13 protein-coding genes are annotated in these 19,408 nt (G+C 28.4%); 7 read left to right on the top strand and 6 right to left on the bottom strand.

Annotation, left to right across the window (positions count from 1 at the left end; all coding sequences use genetic code 11):
- Positions 1 to 547: 547 nt before the first annotated feature.
- Both BR69_RS0117470 and BR69_RS0117465 read left to right on the top strand, forming a co-directional pair.
- Positions 548 to 7,051: a SpaA isopeptide-forming pilin-related protein gene (locus tag BR69_RS0117470; RefSeq protein ID WP_027634360.1), complete on the top strand. Its 6,504-nt coding sequence runs from the start codon at positions 548 to 550 to the stop codon at positions 7,049 to 7,051.
- A 462-nt stretch (positions 7,052 to 7,513) separates the two neighbouring features.
- Positions 7,514 to 8,473, top strand: a complete 960-nt coding sequence (locus tag BR69_RS0117465) for an arsenic resistance protein (RefSeq protein WP_027634359.1) — start codon at positions 7,514 to 7,516, stop codon at positions 8,471 to 8,473.
- A 70-nt stretch (positions 8,474 to 8,543) separates the two neighbouring features.
- On the opposite strand, the gene BR69_RS0117460 is transcribed toward BR69_RS0117465, so the two are convergent.
- Positions 8,544 to 8,801: a hypothetical protein gene (locus BR69_RS0117460; protein ID WP_027634358.1), complete on the bottom strand. Its 258-nt coding sequence runs from the start codon at positions 8,799 to 8,801 to the stop codon at positions 8,544 to 8,546.
- Positions 8,802 to 9,161: 360 nt separating this feature from the next.
- On the opposite strand from BR69_RS0117460, the gene BR69_RS0117455 reads away from it, so the two are divergent.
- A complete protein-coding gene (locus BR69_RS0117455) occupies positions 9,162 to 9,728 on the top strand; it encodes a YIP1 family protein (RefSeq protein ID WP_027634357.1) in 567 nt (188 codons plus the stop codon).
- Between the two features lie 429 nt (positions 9,729 to 10,157).
- Here the strand turns inward: BR69_RS0117455 and BR69_RS0117450 are convergent, their stop codons facing one another.
- The 3 genes from BR69_RS0117450 to BR69_RS20795 all read right to left on the bottom strand — a co-directional run bounded on the left by BR69_RS0117450 (position 10,158) and on the right by BR69_RS20795 (position 13,746).
- Positions 10,158 to 11,408, bottom strand: a complete 1,251-nt coding sequence (locus BR69_RS0117450) for an MFS transporter (RefSeq protein WP_027634356.1) — start codon at positions 11,406 to 11,408, stop codon at positions 10,158 to 10,160.
- A gap of 264 nt (positions 11,409 to 11,672) precedes the next feature.
- Complete coding sequence (gene speD / locus BR69_RS0117445) at positions 11,673 to 12,500, bottom strand: adenosylmethionine decarboxylase (protein WP_027634355.1); 828 nt, start codon at positions 12,498 to 12,500, stop codon at positions 11,673 to 11,675.
- A 754-nt stretch (positions 12,501 to 13,254) separates the two neighbouring features.
- Positions 13,255 to 13,746, bottom strand: a complete 492-nt coding sequence (locus BR69_RS20795; RefSeq protein ID WP_051623672.1) for a transglycosylase SLT domain-containing protein — start codon at positions 13,744 to 13,746, stop codon at positions 13,255 to 13,257.
- 351 nt (positions 13,747 to 14,097) lie between these two features.
- Between BR69_RS20795 and BR69_RS0117435 the strand changes: the two genes are divergently transcribed.
- Entirely contained in the window at positions 14,098 to 14,616 is a 519-nt protein-coding gene (locus BR69_RS0117435; protein WP_027634354.1) for a hypothetical protein, read from the top strand.
- Between the two features lie 356 nt (positions 14,617 to 14,972).
- On the opposite strand, the gene BR69_RS0117425 is transcribed toward BR69_RS0117435, so the two are convergent.
- Complete coding sequence (locus BR69_RS0117425) at positions 14,973 to 16,010, bottom strand: M42 family metallopeptidase (RefSeq protein WP_027634353.1); 1,038 nt, start codon at positions 16,008 to 16,010, stop codon at positions 14,973 to 14,975.
- Between the two features lie 261 nt (positions 16,011 to 16,271).
- Here BR69_RS0117425 and BR69_RS0117420 point away from each other — a divergent pair, with 261 nt between their 5' ends.
- Positions 16,272 to 17,315, top strand: coding sequence for a hypothetical protein (locus tag BR69_RS0117420; protein ID WP_027634352.1), 1,044 nt, complete (start codon positions 16,272 to 16,274; stop codon positions 17,313 to 17,315).
- A gap of 112 nt (positions 17,316 to 17,427) precedes the next feature.
- Here the strand turns inward: BR69_RS0117420 and BR69_RS0117415 are convergent, their stop codons facing one another.
- Entirely contained in the window at positions 17,428 to 17,655 is a 228-nt protein-coding gene (locus tag BR69_RS0117415; RefSeq protein WP_027634351.1) for a hypothetical protein, read from the bottom strand.
- A gap of 368 nt (positions 17,656 to 18,023) precedes the next feature.
- On the opposite strand from BR69_RS0117415, the gene BR69_RS0117410 reads away from it, so the two are divergent.
- Both BR69_RS0117410 and BR69_RS0117405 read left to right on the top strand, forming a co-directional pair.
- On the top strand, positions 18,024 to 18,503 hold the full coding sequence (locus BR69_RS0117410) for a DUF1097 domain-containing protein (RefSeq protein ID WP_027634350.1): 480 nt from the start codon (positions 18,024 to 18,026) through the stop codon (positions 18,501 to 18,503).
- Between the two features lie 61 nt (positions 18,504 to 18,564).
- Entirely contained in the window at positions 18,565 to 19,047 is a 483-nt protein-coding gene (locus BR69_RS0117405) for a DUF1097 domain-containing protein (RefSeq protein WP_027634349.1), read from the top strand.
- The last annotated feature ends 361 nt before the right edge of the window (positions 19,048 to 19,408 follow it).

The following is a 19,408-nucleotide window of genomic DNA, read 5'->3' as shown; positions in this document are numbered from 1 at the left end:
ATTTCATAATAATATCTATTTTATAATAATATTTATTTTATAAAGAGATTAATGTGAATATTATAATGAAATGGGTTTTTTAATATTAATCTTTAAAAAATATGTAAATGGTTGGGATTTTTGTAACAAATATATTGACAGGTATAAAGTTATTAAGTTACTATATGTATAGTGAAAAAACACTGATAAATTGCATAATTATGGAAAATATCGACAAATTATGCATAGATATATAGCTTAATATAAGAAATAATATATTTAGGGTATAAATCCTATGGATTTATACCCTGTTTTATGGAATTGTAGAACAGCATAAATTTTAATAGAACCAATTTACAGTGTAGTATTTATGAAAAAGTAAATTAAAATTAAATCTAGAAAAATCATATATAAGATTATTATAAAAAGTATAAGTAGTTATATGTTTTTATAATAAAAGTACACTTGATAGGTATAAAATAAAAAATTAAATAATATAGATTTTAGCTTTAGACTTAGATAGAGATGACTTGAATAGTATAATAATCTATTTAATAAGGAGGTTACAATGAAAAAAAGAGAACAATCTATAATTGCTATGTTGCTTGTCTTTATTTTTCAATTTTCAATTATTGCTCCTACAATTAAGGTTAATGCAGAAGGGTTTTCTAATACGTTTCAGTTTATAACAGGTATAACCTTAACTGATGAAAAGGGAAATATTATTGATGGAAATTCTAAGGACATATCAAAAAAAGCAGAGATTATAATAAGCTATAAATTCGAAATTCCTAAAGGTGTTTCTGTAAAAGAGGGAGATATATATAATATTAAAATACCTAAGGAAATAAAGATTATAAAAGAAATGAACTTCGATATAACGTCGGATGATGGTGAAGTTATTGGTAAATGCACCATTGGAACTGATGGAAAGGTTAATATTGTCTTCACAGATTATGCAGAAAATCATTCAGATGTTTCAGGATTCTTTTATATACATACACAGTTTGATGATAAGAAAATAGGTGGTAAAAATCCAGTACCTATAGAGTTTGATCTTGGACAAGGTACAAATCCAATTATAATTAACGTAAATTTTGAAAAACCAGTAGTACCAAAGACTTCTATTAAAAAAGAGGGAAGCTATGATTCGGTTAAAAATGAAATAACATGGAAGGTAACTACGAATCCAGAGAATGTAGAGGTTAATAATGCACAAATTATTGATAGCATAAATGAAGGACAGGAATTTATAGCTGGCTCTGTTGAACTAAATGGAGCTAAAGCAGATGAAAATAATTATACTTATGATCCAGAAAGTAAAAAATTAGTATATAAGTTTCCAGAACTTATAAATAAGAAACAGGTTTTAACTTTTAAGACAAAGGTCACTGATCCAAAGGCTTTTGATTCAGAGGGAAAGAAAACTTATCAGTATAATAAGGCTACTTTGAGTCATGATGGAGAGGATAAAGTTTCAAATGAGGCTTCAGTTGAAGTAGTGGCAGATTATATTAGAAAAAATGGATCCTATGATCCAAATACAAAGAGGATAAATTGGGTTATTGATGTAAATAACAACTCAAGACATATACCTAATGCAGTGGTTATAGATACAATACCAGATGGACTTACCATAACTAATGGATCTGTAATGATTGATGGAGTACAAACTAATGATTATGAGATGGAAGGACAGAAGTTCATATATAAGTTTAAAGAAGAGATTAATGAACCTCATAGAATAACATTTTCAACAGATGTTACAGATGAAGAAGCTCATAATTCTAATACCTCAAAGAGATATAATAATACAGTAAAAATTACGGGAGATGGGGTCCCAGATAATGCAGTTGATTCTAAGATAATAGGAGTTCCAACTAGTATAATAAAAAAACAAGGAGTTGGATATGATTCTTCTACAGGAGAGATAACTTGGAAGATAACAGTAAATTCTAATAAGATAACAATTAATAATGCAGTGGTTACAGATAATATTAGAGTAGGGCAAGAGTTTGTTGAAGGATCAGCTTCTATAAGTAATGGAGCATCAAATGATGGTTTTACATACACTAAGGCAGCAGAGGTCGATAAAGATAAGACAGGAACCCTTACTTATAAATTTGATAAACCTATATCAGAAGTTTATACAATAACTTTTAAAACCAAGGTTACTGATCCTAATGTCTATGCAGGAAATAGAGATGAAAATTATTATAATGTTGCTACCTTAACAGGAGATAATATCAGAACCTCAAATGATCAAGGGGAGCAAAGGGTATTTAGCCGAGTGATTGATAAGAGGGGGAGTGACTATGACTACAAAACGAGAGAGATTACTTGGAGGGTTGTAGTTAATGAGAATAATACAAAACTTCCTAATGCTTATATTATTGATACTATAAATAGTGGACAAGACTTTATTCATGATTCACTAACTTTAAATGGAAGTCCTGTTAGTAGAGATGATTATTCCTATGATGAAAAAACAAAAACTTTAAGATATAACTTTAAAGATACTATTACCACAGAGCAAGTAATTACTTTTAAAACAAAACTTACAGATATATCAGATTTCAATACTAATGGAGAAAAGGTTTATGAAAATAGTATTAAACTAATTGATGACTTGGTTCCAGGTGGAGTAGAAAGTACTGGATATATAAAGGTGAAGAACACCATAATTGGAAAGAATGCAGAATACACTGAAGGTAATTCTTATATTGATTGGAATGTAAATATCAATACAAATGAAATTTTAATAAGAGATGGATATATTGAGGATAATCTACAAGAAGGTCTTCAATTAGATACTACTTCAGTAAAATTATATAAGCAAATACTAAATTCTGATGGTTCGCTTACAAAGGGCGAGGAAGTTGAATTAAATGAAAATAGTGTTAAATATGATTCACAAACAAGAAAGTTTATATTTAACTTACCTAGTGAGATTAAGGAAGGATACATTTTGACATTTAGAACAGATGTTGCAGATAAGTCAAAATCCCCATTTAAGAATTCAGCTTCTTTTGTTGGAACAGGAACTACAGAAAGTTCTATCTCTGCTGATGTTAACGTGAAATTCCAAGGTGCAGGTGGAGGAGGTGGTGGAATAAGTGGAAGCATTAAAATTATAAAAGTTAATGCGGATAATTCCACTGAAAAGCTAGAAGGGGCAGTTTTTGAGTTAATTGATAGATATAATAATGTTATAAAAACTGCAACTACAGATTCGAATAATGGAGAAGTTGTATTTGACAAAATTAGATTAAATATGGATTATTCCATTAGAGAAAAAACACCTCCAGTAGGATATAAATTAAGTAATGAGGTGTATAAGTTCCAAATTACAAAAGATAATAAAGATAAAAATCTTGTATACACATATAAGAATGAAAAGATTAGAGGAAACATAGAGTTCCAGAAGAATGGAGAAAGCGGAAAGCTACTTCAAGGTGCAGAATTTAAACTTTATAAAGACACAGATACTGATTTTAAAAATCCAATAGATGTTGCAACTAGCGATGAAAATGGACAAGTACATTTTAAAAATGTAGACTATGGAGATTATAGGATAAAGGAAACAAAAGCACCAGAAGGATATAATATTTCTGATCAAGTTATAACTGCAGCTATTCGTGAAGATGGAGCTACAGTACATGCTGATCCATATATAGTTAATAATACAAAAATAAGAGGAAATATTCAAATTGAAAAACAAGATGAAGAGGGGAAGCCTCTTAAAAATGCAGAATTCACATTATTTGATTTAAAGGAAAATGAAATTGCTAAATCCATATCAGATGGAAGTGGAATTGCAGAGTTTAAGAATATTGAATATGGAAAATATATAATAAAAGAAACAAAGGCACCAGAAGGATATAACCTTTCAGAGGATAAGGTAACTGTAGAGGTCACTGATAATGGAAAGGTTCATAAGGCAGGATATATTGAAAATGTAAAGATTAGAGGATATATTCAAATAACAAAAATAGATCAGGATAAAAATAGAGTTAAGGGAGCAGAATTTACTCTATATGATCTAGATAAAAATGTTATAAAGACTGTGGTATCAGGGGAAGATGGAATTGCACTCTTTGAAAATATAGACTATGGTAGCTATATAGTAAAGGAAACAAAGGCACCAGAAGGTTATATTGGATCAGAGGAAGAAATAAATATATCAGTTGTAGAGCAAGGCGTGGTTTATGCTTACAAGGTTGATAATACTAAGATAAAAGGAAATATTCAAATTAAGAAGACAGATAATAGTGGAAATATTCTTCAAGGAGCAGAATTTACCCTATATGATTCAGAGAATAATGTTGTAAAAACTGCTATATCAGGAGAAGATGGACTTGTAACTTTTGAAGATGTAGATTATGGAGACTACACAGTAAAAGAAACAAAGGTACCAGAAGGCTATGTAGCATCAAAGGATGAAATAAAGATAGAAGTTAAAAATCATGGAGCTATTTATTCTTATGATGTTGAGAACACTAGAATAAAAGGAAAAGTTCAGATTAAGAAAACAGACAACAGTGGGAATGTTCTTTCAGGAGCAGAATTTACTCTTTATGATAATAATGGAAATGTAGTAGAAACTGCAATAAGTGATAACAATGGAATGGTCACTTTTGAAAATGTAGATTATGGGAACTACATAGTAAAGGAAACAAAGGCACCAGAGGGGTATGTAGCGTCCGAGGATGAAATAAAAGTAGAAGTTACAGGACATGAGAAAGTTTATTCTTATGATGTTGAGAACACTAGAATAAAAGGAAAAGTTCAAATTAAGAAAACAGATAACAGTGGGAATGTTCTTTCAGGAGCAGAGTTCACTCTTTACGATAGTAATGGAGATGTAGTAGAAACTGCAATAAGTGATAACAATGGAATGATAACTTTTGAAAATGTAGACTATGGAAACTACACAGTAAATGAAACAAAGGCACCAGAAGGTTATGTAGCATCAAAGGATGAAATAAAGATAGAAGTTACAGGACATGAGGCTGTTTATTCTTATGATGTTGAGAACACTAGAATAAAGGGAAAAGTTCAAATTAAGAAAACAGATAATAGTGGAAATGTTCTTTCAGGAGCGGAGTTTACTCTTTACGATAGTAATGGAAATGTAGTAGAAACTGCAATAAGTGATAACAATGGAATGATAACTTTTGAAAATGTAGACTATGGAAACTACACAGTAAAGGAAACGAAGGCACCAGAAGGTTACGTACCATCAAAGGATGAAATAAAGATAGAAGTTAAAGACCATGAGAAAGTTTATTCTTATGATGTTGAGAACACTAGAATAAAAGGAAAAGTTCAGATTAAGAAAACAGATAATGGTGGAAATGTTCTTTCAGGAGCGGAGTTTACTCTTTATGATAGTAATGGAAATGTAGTAGAAGCTACAATAAGTGATAACAATGGAATGGTAACTTTTGAAAATGTAGACTATGGAAATTACACAGTAAAGGAAACAAAGGCACCAGAAGGTTATGTGGCATCAAAGGATGAAATAAAGGTAGAAGTTAAAGATCATGAAGCTGTTTATTCTTATGATGTTGAGAACACTAGAATAAAGGGAAAAGTTCAGATTAAGAAAACAGACGATAGTGGAAGTATACTTCCAGGAGCAGAGTTCACTCTTTATGATAATAGTGGAAGTGTAGTAGAAACTATAGTAAGTGATAGCAATGGAATGGTAACTTTTGAAAATGTAGACTATGGAAACTACACAGTAAAAGAAACTAAAGCACCAGAAGGCTATATAGCATCAAGTGAAGAGATAAAGGTAGAGGTTAAAGATCATGGAGCTGTTTATTCCTATGATGTTGAAAACACTAGAATAAAGGGAACAGTTAAGATTAAGAAAACAGACAATAATGGAAATGTTCTTTCAGGAGCAGAATTCACTCTTTACGATAATGGTGGAAATGTAGTAGAAACTGTAGTAAGTGATAGTAGTGGAATGGTTATTTTTGAGAATGTAGACTATGGAAACTACACAGTGAAGGAAACAAAGGCACCAGAAGGTTATGTAGCATCAAGAGATGAAATAAAAGTTGCAGTTACAGAACATGAGGCTGTTTATTCCTATGATGTTGAAAACACTAGGATAAAGGGAAAAGTTCAAATTAAGAAGACAGATAATAGTGGAAATGTTCTTTCAGGAGCAGAGTTTACCTTATATGATTCAGAAGATAAGACTCTAGAATCTAATATATCAGGGGAAGATGGACTTGTTACCTTTGAAAATGTGGACTATGGAAACTATATAATAAGGGAAACAAAGGCGCCAGAAGGCTATGTAGCATCAAAGGATGAAATAAAAGTAGCAGTTACAGAACATGAGGCTGTTTACTCCTATGATGTTGAGAACATTAGAATAAAAGGAAAAGTTCAAATTAAGAAGATAGATAATGGTGGAAAACTTCTTGAAGGAGCAGAGTTTACTTTATATGATTCAGAGAATAATGAAGTAGCAACTTCCTTATCAGGAGAAGATGGACTTGCAACCTTTGAAGATGTAGACTATGGTAGTTACACAGTTAAAGAAACAAAAGCACCAGAAGGCTATATAAAATCTAATGAAGAAATAAAGGTAGAAGTTAAAGAACATGATGAAGTTTACTCTTATAATGTTGAAAATACTAGGATAAGAGGAAAGATTGAAATTAAGAAAACAGATAATAAAGGAAATGTTCTTGAAGGAGCTGAATTTACCTTATATGACGCTAATGGTGAAATAGTAGCTACTTCAATAAGTGATCATAATGGAATGGCTATATTTGAAGATGTAGATTATGGAAACTATATTATAAAAGAAACAAAAGCACCTAGGGGATATATCTTAAGTGAGAATAATATAGAGGTTAAGGTTCATTCTACAGAAACACAAAGTTTTACTGTGGAGAATCAGGAAGAATTTGTTCCTATTGGGAAGACTCCAGGAATATTAGGACTTCCTCAGACTGGAAGTCTTATAAATACTACTACTTTAATAATAATAGGAGTTTTATTAATTCTTTTAGGAAGTACTTTTGTTTTAAAGAAAAGAAGATAATTATATTCTATAATTAAATGTTATTGTAGAGAATAGCCTAAATATTACAGTAGGGTGGGTTAAGTTTATTTAACCCACCCTACTGTTTTTATTTTATGGCCAAAATATATTCTGGAAAGTAAGGTGAAATACAATTTTTAATAAGGCATTAACTTACTCATTAGAAAATCTTTGATTGATACTGATTTATACAATAGTTAAATCCAGCAATTTAAATGAGTTAACATCTGTATAAGTTATAAGATAAAAATCCTATATAGGTTTTTGATTTAAAACTTATCTTATGCACTACTTAAAATCTAAGGTTTTAAAGTATTTAAGTGCAAGTATAAGTTAAGACTCAAGCTAAAAATTCTATAGAAATTGATTAATTATAGATTGTAACTAATTGATAAATACTTTGCAATTGATAACCAATATCGGTATAATTATAACTATACTTTTAAGAAAGGTTATTTAAAAATGGATAGTGTTAATAAGTTTCAAAGTTTAATTATATTAATTATGGTGGTACTGGGGATAGTATTAGGTCAGATTTATGTAGTGCAAGTTTATTCTGAATATGTAATAATGCCTGCATTAATGATAATGCTATTTTTAGTATTTATACAAATACCATTAAAGGATATTAAAGACTCATTTAAAAATATAAAATTTACAGTGACATCTATATTAATAAATTTTATATGGACACCCATTATAGTATTTATTTTAGGAAAAATATTTTTAAATAATAGTCCAGAGTTATTAATAGGATTTATAATGCTAATGGTAACTCCATGTACTGATTGGTATTTAATATTCACGGGAATAGCAAAGGGCAATGTTGCTCTAGGAGCATCAATTTTACCATTAAATTTTATACTTCAAGTACTTTTACTTCCTATTTATGTACTTTTAATTGGAGGATCAAGTGTAAGAATTAATATGGTAAATCTTACAGAAGGGGTTGTTATAAGCTTATTTATTCCTCTTTTATTAGCAACTGTATTTAGGAAAGTTATTAACAATAAAAATGGACTAAAGTATTTTGAAAATAAAATACTTCCAAAGGCCTGTGATTACCAAGGATATTTTTTGAATTTGGCTATAGTTTCCATGTTTGCATCTCAAGGAAAAATATTATTAAGAAATCCACAAGTGCTTTTAAAACTTTTGCTTCCTGTATTATTATTCTTTGCAATTAACTTGATTATAGGACAAGTTATTGGAAGAAAAATAAAACTATGTAGGGAAGACAATGTTGCTTTAAATTTAGTTACATTAGCCAGAAACTCTCCTATAGCATTAGCTATAGCAGTTTCAGCTTTTCCTAATGAGCCTCTTATATACTTAGCACTTATAATTGGACCATTAATAGAACTGCCAGTGCTATTCTTAATTTCTAAAATATTGTTAAACATAAATAATAGAAATACATAAAAAAGGTTAAATAAAATAATGTTTGGAGTTTCCAAGCATTATTTTATTTAACCTTTCATTGGATTTAATATTACTTATCTTCTTTTCTTAATCCATAAAATGCAGTTATAATTCCTAAGAGAAGAAAGATACTAGAAAAAACTATTAAAAAGAAAGAATCATTGTTATCCAACATAGGGTTATTAGATATAACTCCAATACCTATTCCCGTAAGGGTAAATTCTATACCAAGTATCATAAGAGTCTTAGCACTTTTGTTGTTAAAAAAGCATATAACAAATAAGTAAATAACAGCTATTACGGAACATAATATAAAAATAAAAGCCATAAAGCCACCTCATGTATTTTTTTCTAATTATATCATGATTAGGAAGTAAGGTTAAGATATTTAGTAAAGGTTATAGGAAAGGGATAAGGTTATATGTTACAATCATTATAGATACTAATTGAATAATAATTGTAGTAGAAGTATAGAATTTTCATGAAGTATCTTAATATAGTTTTTATGATTATTGTTATATTAATCCTAGGATTAGTTATAATACTAGAATATAGATAAGTAAAAAGTAAGAAGAGCTTTAAAAATTATAGAGGATGTTAGAGGCTCATAATTGAGAGAGTACTTTATATAATAAGAAGAACAAAGTGACACCTTTAATATAAAACTAAAAGATGAGGAGTGGTAGATTTGATTATAGTAGATAAAATAATAAATTTCTTTACAAATCCTATAAGAGAGTTTAAAGGATATAAGGAAAGAAAAACTGTAGGAGTGAATCTTTTAATAGTAGTAGTTTTTAGTGTGATTTTAGCACTTTTAAGACCAGCATTAGCATTAAGGGACAGTGCAATAAGTAACCTTGATGAAGAAGCAAGAAAAATGGTAATAGAGTTCTATGAGAAGGCAAGTCGTCCGCAGGTATCAATACCAACAACCATATTTGCTACCTTAATAGCTATTATTATAAGTAGCTTTATATATTATTTATTTGCAAAAAACTTAACTGAAAATAAGGAAAGAGTTATAGGATTTATTGATACATTAGAGGTTTACACATTTTCCTATATAGCACTTTTAGTAGGTGATATAATAATAAGTTTAGTAAAGGTAGAACTCCTATCTATACCATTTCAAATTTGGTTCTATATACTTTTGGTTTTAGGCTTTGAAAATGCACTAGATGTACCTAGGAAAAAGTTTATATGGGTTGCAGCAGTACTATTTATATTAACAAATCTTAGAGTGTTTTACTAAGATAAAAATAGACTTTAGATTTATATAGGCATTTATAAGGATTTATATTAAACTAAAGCCTAGAAGATAAGTATATATTTAGGTTAGAGCATTATATATGGTTATAAAGAAAGTAGTAATTAATTTAATAAGATAGATAAACTAGGGATATTTCTTAATAGATTTATAAGAAATATCCTAGTTTTTTTATAATAAGTAAATCAAAAAGTAAATTAAAAATTTCTCATATAGGATTCTAAGTTTTAAAGTTAATTTATACGCCTATTCAAAGAAAGATAATTCAAGGATATTTTTAATGAATAAGTTAATTCTTTATATTAAACCCCTATATAACCTGTAAGAAATAAGTTAACTTACACATGTCTTAAGTTTTTGAAAATATAGAGTTTAGATATTGTAAAAATAAGTGTTGAGTCAAAAATCCTATAGTTATTTTAGATCATAGGTGATTTTTTCACTGGATTTATCCACCTTCATAAAGAAAATAAATCCAAGAATAAATAATACTATTAGACTAAGAACACCAGATCTTGAGTTACCAGTTACCTGGCTTGTTATTCCCATTAAAAGAGGTCCAAATATTGAAGAAAATCTTCCGAATATATTATATATTCCAAAGAACTCTGTAGACTTTTCTTTAGGGATAAGTTTTCCAAAGTAAGATCTGCTTAAAGCTTGAATACCTCCTTGAGAGCTACCTACAAGTAAGGCTAATATCCAATAGTCAAGCTTAGTAGTTATAAAATATCCATAAATAGATATTATGGTGTATATTATTATAGCAACAAATATCATAGTTCTAGCAGAAAACTTCTTTGATAGCTTTCCATAGAGAATAGTAAAGGGAAAGGCAACAAATTGAAGAACAAGTAATATAATCATTAATGTAGCTCCATCTATGCCAAGGTCAAGCCCATAGGCAGTAGACATTTTTATTATAGTATTTACTCCATCAATGTAAAAGAAATATGATATTAAAAAAAGAAATATATTTTTATAGCCTATTATATTTTTGAAAGTATTAAAGAGACTTGAAAAACTATCTTTAATAATATGTTTTGAAGGTTCTATATAGTAAGTCTGGTTAACATTTTTAATCATAGGTATAGAGAAGAAGAGCCACCAAAGGGCAGTGATAATGAAGGAAAGTCTTGTGGCAGAGGAAGTAGTTAATCCTAATAAGCTAGGATTCTTAATAAAAAGTATGCTTATTATAAATGGTATACAGCTTCCTATATATCCAAAGGCAAAACCATGAGAAGAAATCATATCCATGTTTTCTTCAGAGGTTACATCAATAAGAAAAGCATCATAAAATATATTGGAGCCTGTAAATCCTATAACACTAAAAATATATATAAATATACATAATATCCAATTTCCTTCTTGTACTACTGAAAGTAGTGCAGTGGACATAACTCCTAGTATAAGAAAAGAGGAGAAGAATTTTTTCTTTCTACCTTTATAGTCTGCAATAGCTCCTAGAAGCGGGGCTAGTATTGAAATGATTAAGGTGGCAATGGAGTTGCTATATCCCCAATAAGCTGTAGAGGTAGCACTATTAATATTATTTGCAGCTACTTGTTTAAAAAATACTGGAAGTATAGCAGTGGTAATTACTATAGAATAAGCAGAATTTGCCCAATCATATAAAATCCAACTTTTTTCTTTCTTGGTCATAAAATACCTCCTAAAATATCCCCTTAAGATTAATCAATATAATTATATGTGGATATTAATATAATTATATTACATAGATATTTTATTTAAACAATATGTAGAGGAATTAACCTTAAGGCAGTAAGACTTAACATTTATAATAAGGATGAAGGGATCAAAATTTTTAAAATTAAAGGGATAATAAATAATGGAACTAAGTCTTTAAATCGTCTTAATTCCATTATTGTATAGACAATATTAATAAAAGCACAAAAACCTACCTCTCTATTTAGAAATGTTTATACCATAAAATATTTCAGCCATTTCCCTATTTAATTTTTCTATTATGTTATCTCTTTCAGTAGGGGATAACTGTTCTTCATCTAAATCAAAAAGATAGTTAGGAAGATTCATAGCTTTTATTTTCATTTTAGTGTGGAATATATTAGATTGATACATGTTAACATCTATTAGATCATATCTATTTATGGTTCTTTTAGCTATATAGTTTTGAATAGAATTTATGTCATGATCTATATAATGCTTCCTTCCCTTCACATCCCGAGTAAATCCACGGACTCTATAATCTATGGTGATAATGTCAGAGTCAAAACTATCTATTAAATAGTTTAGAGCTTTAAGGGGGGAAATCTCACCACAGGTAGACACATCTATATCCACTCTAAAGGTACTTATATTATTTTGGGGGTGGGTTTCAGGATAAGTATGAACCGTAACATGACTTTTATCAAGGTGTGCTACCACACTACTTGGTAGTGGAGATAATCCACTATTTATAATACCTTTATTACAAGAGGGGTCAAGTACATATAAGGGAACTTCTTCTTCTGATATAAGTAGTGTAACACTTGCACCTTGAGGATCATAATCTTGTTTTGCTACATTTAAGACGCAAGCTCCTATGATTTCGGTAACGTCACTTAAAATTTTAGTAAGCCTTTCAGAATTATACTGCTCATCAATATATTCAACATATTTCTCTCTATCTTCTTTAGTTTTAGTGTAGCAAATATCATAGATATTAAAACTTAAGGTTTTGGTTAAGTTATTAAAGCCGTATAGTTTTAGTCTTCCTCCGGGTTCTTTTTTCAATTAATCCGTCAGCCTCCTTTAATAAATTATAGGATTTAATATATGAAATGAAACTAAATTTAAGGTAGTTAGGAATTAACTCTATTGAATATTAATGAGTAGGTCACTTTAGAATTCTTAGGTTAAGCTTTGATATAATTTGAATTATAAATTTTATTCTTAATAGTAGTAAAGAGAAGTTTCAAAATCACAATGTTATATAATTTTTAATTTTCACAATTTAAAATTATACCTTTACCCTACATTTTGTCAATATGAAAATTTTAGTATCTAAGGTATAAAAAATATACCCTAGAGCCTATTACTCTAAGGTATATCTTTTAAGGTATCTTTATTTAGAATTTTCCTAATAAAAGGAAGAAGTTAGCGGTTTAAAATAATACATTGTATTTAATAATTCATATGAAAGGTTTATTAATAGATGATAATATATATTTAAATATATATAACTTATAAAATAAAAAAACCTTTGCTTGATTCTAGCAAAGGATATAAATCTAAGAAAATTATTTATGCAAAGGCATAAATTTTTACATATATCCTTACCAGTCTCTCGTACTGAATTAAAGGTAAAATATTAAATTATAGCTTAATATTATCATAGAAAATTTTATAATGTCAATATATGAAAAGTAATATTAATAAAGTTATTCTAATAATATTACTTTTTATATGAAAGTAAGCCTGAAATGATAAATATGATTAGATCATTTCAGACTTATTCTAAAAGTTATCCATGGGTTTGTTATAAATATTATAGTCCAGGATTTAATATTTTATAAATCTTAGCTCTTTTCTCTATTTTAGGAACATAGTATTTTTGGGAATAGTCTTTCATAAGCTCTTTTCTTTCTTCTTCTTCTGATCGTATAGTCCAGTTCATTACCATTTTTTCTGTAGTTTTATATTGAGATATAAAGAATGCTCCAAGCTTTATAGAAACTTCAGGGTTAGCTAGAGTTTTAGGATCAAAATTCTCAATACCTGCCTTATTTGCAAGATCCTTTGCGAAGTCATCTCTCATATTTAATATACCATTGCTTTTTCCAGCCTCATAATCTTTCTTTTCGAACCTAGTTTCAAAGTTTATAAGAGAAGCTAGAATGGATGGATCTATATTATATTCTTTAGAATATTTTTTTATATCATCTTTAAAATCTATTGGATAAATTGCAATTTTTGCAACTAAACCTCCACCTATTAAAAGTACCAAAATTATTGATATTATAGAAATTAATTTTTTCACTATATGTCCTCCTTACCTTTTTCTTAGGTATAGTTTATCAAAGATTAATTCTATAAGACATTTAATAAGATTACAAAATATATTATAAAACTTACATTTTTGTAATGTTAATAATATATTAAGAGGATAGAGAATCAGATAGAGATTTGTAATAAATATTTGTATAGAAATATATTATTATATTAATAAAGTTTTCATGGAGAACATATGGAAAAAACATAGTAGGTGAAAGAACGTTAAATTATGTAAGGTACTTATTAAAAATATATATGAACTAGGATAAAGATTACACATATGATAAACTATGTAAAAGAGTGTTGCTTAAAATAATATATTTTAAGGAGGGATAACTTGGTTAAGAGAAAAAGGGTTATGATGATAACAATTATAATAATATGTATTACACTAGTATTTTCAGGAGGAATTTATATAGTTTTTAATAAAGTGGTAAAACCATTTAATACCTTAACTTATAAGGAAATTGTTAAAAATAAGGTAAGAGATAAGACTTTAAGTTATAGTTATTTTTCAAGTAGTAGAAAGAAGGAGAATAATAAAAATTTAATAACACAAAGCTTTAAAAGTTTTTCAGGAGTAGATGAATTCGTTAGGTTTTCTGGAATTCAGGGTTCAGATATAAAACTTCATTATGATTCTAATATAGAAAATGGAGAATTTAATATAGTTTTATTAAATGAAGATTTGGAGATTATATCAGTCTTAGATGGTAACCGTAAGGATTTATATACAATAAAAAATGTAGTAGAAGGAAAATATATAGTAAAGATAACAGGAAAGGAAGCTAAGGGAAATGTTGGTATAGAATTGATATCTAATAGTCCTGTGGTTTTATATGATGATAATAAATAATAAGTAGTATAAATAAAAGAGACATGTTTCCATAAAGCTTGGGGGAACATGTCTTTTTTATCCTATATTAATTAGGTATTGACTTCCATTACAAGGTTTAGATACAAATTAAACTATCCATTAGTGGAGAATAAGAATATCTTCATTAATGGATAGTTTAAATTTATATGATGGCTATAATCTTTAATACCCCCATCATCTTAAAAGGCGGAGGGTAATAGTTGCGATAGCCCTAGATGAGCTTATCTAATCTTCAGATGGTGGAAAGAACACATGGTTGAAGAAAACCCAACTAGTGAATCTTTAACATCTAACATTCAGATGGTGGAAAAACACCATCCGAAGGAAAATTCCTTCTATTCTTTTAAGATATAATTTATAAGAAGTTTTAATGTATTTTCTATGGAAGATATATGAGTTCTTTCATAGTGGTGGGTTCCATGAACCCCAGGACCTACTAAGGCTACCTTCATATCAAGGCCACGTGAAATAGCTTGAGAAGCATCAGAACTATAGCTATTAAATACATCTATAACATAATCTATACCAAAATCTTCAGCTATAGTTATAAGATCATTGGTAAAATCATAATCATAGACAGTATGCTTGTCCTTAGCTGCTATTGTAGTTGAATATTCACTGGAATTTTGACCTTCTCCTACAGGTGCTATATCTATTGCTATAAGTTCTGTAGTTTTTTCAGGAATAAAGGAAATACCATGACCTATTTCTTCATAGTTACTTATTATAAAATTTAATGTGTGTTTTGGAGTAAGCTTATTTTCTTTAAGATATCTACATATTTCAACTGCCATTGAAACAGCACATTTATTGTCTATATATCTTGATTTTATAAATCCACTTTCAGTTACTTCGAAACCTGTATCTATAGATATAATATCTCCTACATTTATGCCTAATTCTAAAACGTCATTTTTACTGCAAATTCTCTCATCTAGTCTTATAAACATAGTATCTTCATTTCTTTCCACAAGAGAAATTGACTTTCCGTATATATGGGTAGAACTTTTAATAGGCATTATAGATCCTCTTATTTTCTTTCCCTTTCTTGTTATTACATTACAGTTTGCACCTTCTATGGAGTTATATATTCCTCCCCCTAGTTTTTTAAATTTTATTTTACCATCAGGAAGGATTTCTTTAACCATAGCTCCAAGGGTATCTATATGAGTACATATTGTTAGTTCTTCTTTTGTATTTTTACCAATAAGAGTGGCTATTAAAGCGCCTTTTTTAGTAAAAGATGTACTAAGTCCTAGTTTCTCAAAGTCATTTTTAACAGCTAAGATAGCATTTTTAGTATAGCCTACTGGACTTTCTATATCTAAGTATTTTTTCATATTTTCTACAACGTTTAATAAATCTATCTTCATTGATTAAGACCCCCTTAAGTCTAAATGTTTCTAAATATATATTACTATAAAAAGGGAACATAAGAAAGGATGTACACATATAGCTTATATAAGATATAAAAAGTATCATATTATTTTTAATAAAAATATAGAATAGTTAAGGAATTTCAAGCATAGATTTAAATAAATATAAATCATAGTTAATGCTTAAAAAGGTACTATGGAATAGAAAATAGTATAAAGACTTAAGGAAATTTATAGAAGTTAATTAGGGGGGATATAATGATTTATTTTATGAGTGGAGAAATAGATAAGAAAGAGGTTGAAGGAAATATTTGGAGTTACATAGAAGGTAAGTATAAAAACATAGAGGAAATAGAGAAGCATAGCTATAAAAGAGGTGAAGATTTTAATCATACTACAATCCTGTCTAGAAGCGAAGCAATGGAGGATATAATAATCCTATTTCAAGCTATATTATATAATTTTAAGGGAATAGAAAAATTATTTTATGTTTTTACAGATATGAAAGAAAAGGTATTAAAAGATTTAAATAATATAGAGACTATAACTAACTATGATTTTGAAAAAATACTTTTTAGGCATTTAGAAGAATATTGTAGTAAAAATATTGGCATAAATGATTTTAATCCAATATCCATTAAAAAGACTTATTATTACTATAGTGAAAAATACGAATTTTTAATGGATTATAAAGGCTACTATACCTACTTAAATGGAGATAAGTATTATTTAAAAGAGAGGGAAAAATATAAGTCAGTAGACTATATAAAAAAGTCTATAAATCCTAAAGGAGAGATAGTTTATTATATAGGTAAAAATTCAAGTGTAAAAGAACCATGGATTAATGAAGAAATAGTTCTCTTAGGTGAGGAAGAAAAATATATAAACTTAAAGCTTTTAAGAGCAAATTCATATGATTATAGAGAGAGGTTCTTAGAGGGAAAAATATATAATCATATGCCAATTGTAACTTTTAGGGATTTACAAGGAATTTACAAAGGTAAGGGAAGTTTAAAAGAGAAAAATACTAGGTTTCTTTTAGTAGATAGCTATTATAGATATATGGATATAGAAATATTAGGAGAGATTAAAGCTTCAAGTAATATAGTATCAGTAGGAACTAGAGGATTTGGAGAAGGATTTTTTATAAATACTAAGGCATACACTTTGCCTAATTCTAATACCTTATTAACCCTTTATAATGATGCAGGTAATGAGGATAGATTATATTTTAAGCCAGAATTATATGTGGATCCTAATAGGGTTATGGAAAGGCTTAAAAGTCTATGTTATAAAATATAAGACTTATATAATTAACGGGTTGTGCTAGTTAAAAAATTCTACGTAAAAAACTCTAACAAAATTAATTAATAAAAATAAAGGCTCTAAGTAAAATTACTTAGAGCCTTTATTTTTATTGATCTACTAATCTTTGTAGCCTTTGAACTTTTTCAGCTAGTCCAGGAATCTTTTGCATAGCCTCAACCTGAGCTTGAGGATTCTTCATTCTACCTATTTCATTCATCTTAGCATCTATACCTGGAAGAGCCCTAATCTCAGCCAAAAGTTTAGTTATTTCTTTAGAGATTTTAGGATCATTAAGCTTAGCAGCAAGTTTACCCATATTTAAATTATTGAACATATACAATCCTCCATAATATTATTATGGTATAAAATACCTATACTTTATATTATTTGTAAAATAATAATTGGTGAATTATATTATAAGTAAAGTCTTAAATATATTTATTTTTTTTAGAGGGGATAATTTGAATATACTAGAGGCTTATACATATTTTAAATTAACGAAGTGTAGTAGCTTATAAAATTAAATGCTTTAAAATAAAAATATATTAAAAAGTTAATTATATAATAGAGTTTTTAATATAAGGATACGGTTGACTAATATGTAAAATTTTTATAATATTATCATAAGCTTTGTAAAGGTTTTATCTTAACTTTAGTTTTAGGGTAAACAATTAATTACTAATCTAAAGGGGGTTCAAAAACATGGATGGATTAATGATGGGTGCAATAGTTATGGCACTGATAGGGACTGTATGGACTGTGGTCAGTGCCAAGTTAGCACTTATATCTTGGGTAGGTTTCATAGGGTGTACAAGCTATTTTGCATCTGGAGGGGGAAAGATAGGACTTAAAAAATCCATTATAGCAAATCTCACTGGAGGATTATGGGCAATATCTATAATAGCTCTTCAAAACTATTTTGAAATAGCTAATCCTTCAATCATAATAACTGCTATATTTTCCTTTATAATGGTTTTTCAATGTAAAATAAAAAGCTTATCCTTTGTACCAGGAACTTATTGTGGTGCCTGTGCCATATTTGGAACTAATGGAGATGTAAGAGGAGCCTTTATTGCTTTGATTATAGGTGGGGTAATGGGATACGTTTCAGATACCCTGGGAAAATACCTATATTCTTTGATAAAGAATAATAAGAGGATAACACCAAGTTCTATTGAGTAGGAGTTAATCTTAAATAGTATTGTTAAATGATATAATACTTAGAATTTAAGGGGGAAAAGTGTTGGATAAATATACTGTAAGGTGTTTTATAATAGCAGGGATGGCTACTTTATGGGCTGTAGTAAGTATAAAACTAGATATTCTAACATGGGTTGGATTTATAGGATGTGCTAGTTATTTTGCATCTAAAGGAGGAAAAGGGGGATTAAGGGATTCAGTAATAGCTAATATAACTGGAGTTATTTGGGCCATGGTTATGTTGAACCTTCCTAGTAGGTTTGACTCTCAATACTCTTATATAATAATAACGGCGATTGCATCCTTCTTTATGGTTTATCAAGCAAAAATTAAGTCTTTAGCTTTTACTCCAGGAACATTTTGTGGATCGTGTTGCATATTTGCAACTGGCGGAGACTGGAGGGGCGTAATACTTGCCTTATTGTTAGGAGCTTTTATAGGATATATGGCAGATTGGGTATCGAATTATATGGGGAATATTCTAGAGAAAAAAGGGTTTATAAAAATGGAGTCTCCAAATATATAAAAGATTTAATGAAGAATATGATAATTTAAGGTGATTAGGAACTATTTTAAAATCAGCATATGTTTTAAGGTAGTTATGAAAATATATGAATTTTTAGGGGCTGAGGCACTAAGAATAAATACTACAATATATTGTATGTAAATTCTTTACTTCTACAGTCCCTAATTAGCGTTCTAATAATATATTTCAATAAATATTTATACTTATATTAAATTAGTATTTATATAGAAATCTATTATAGGATTCCTAAATCTAAAATTAACTTATACATGTTATTTATTCATTTATAAGTAAGACTTTTAAGGTATTTATAAGTTAAGAACTCACATATTAACCCTATATAAGATCTAAATTATTAAAG

The sequence above is a fragment of the Clostridium hydrogeniformans DSM 21757 genome, from assembly GCF_000686705.1.
Taxonomy (GTDB): Bacteria; Bacillota; Clostridia; order Clostridiales; family Clostridiaceae; genus Clostridium_Z; species Clostridium_Z hydrogeniformans.
The sequence above is the reverse complement of the archived record's forward strand: the minus strand, read 5'-3'. Positions and strand labels throughout refer to the sequence as shown.

Coding starts and splice junctions, on each gene's coding strand:
- BR69_RS0117470 (WP_027634360.1), top strand. CDS start 548: ATGAAAAAAAGAGAACAATCTATAATTGCTATGTTGCTTGTCTTTATT.
- BR69_RS0117465 (WP_027634359.1), top strand. CDS start 7,514: ATGGATAGTGTTAATAAGTTTCAAAGTTTAATTATATTAATTATGGTG.
- BR69_RS0117460 (WP_027634358.1), bottom strand. CDS start 8,801: ATGGCTTTTATTTTTATATTATGTTCCGTAATAGCTGTTATTTACTTA.
- BR69_RS0117450 (WP_027634356.1), bottom strand. CDS start 11,408: ATGACCAAGAAAGAAAAAAGTTGGATTTTATATGATTGGGCAAATTCT.
- BR69_RS0117425 (WP_027634353.1), bottom strand. CDS start 16,010: ATGAAGATAGATTTATTAAACGTTGTAGAAAATATGAAAAAATACTTA.
- BR69_RS0117420 (WP_027634352.1), top strand. CDS start 16,272: ATGATTTATTTTATGAGTGGAGAAATAGATAAGAAAGAGGTTGAAGGA.
- BR69_RS0117415 (WP_027634351.1), bottom strand. CDS start 17,655: ATGTTCAATAATTTAAATATGGGTAAACTTGCTGCTAAGCTTAATGAT.
- BR69_RS0117410 (WP_027634350.1), top strand. CDS start 18,024: ATGGATGGATTAATGATGGGTGCAATAGTTATGGCACTGATAGGGACT.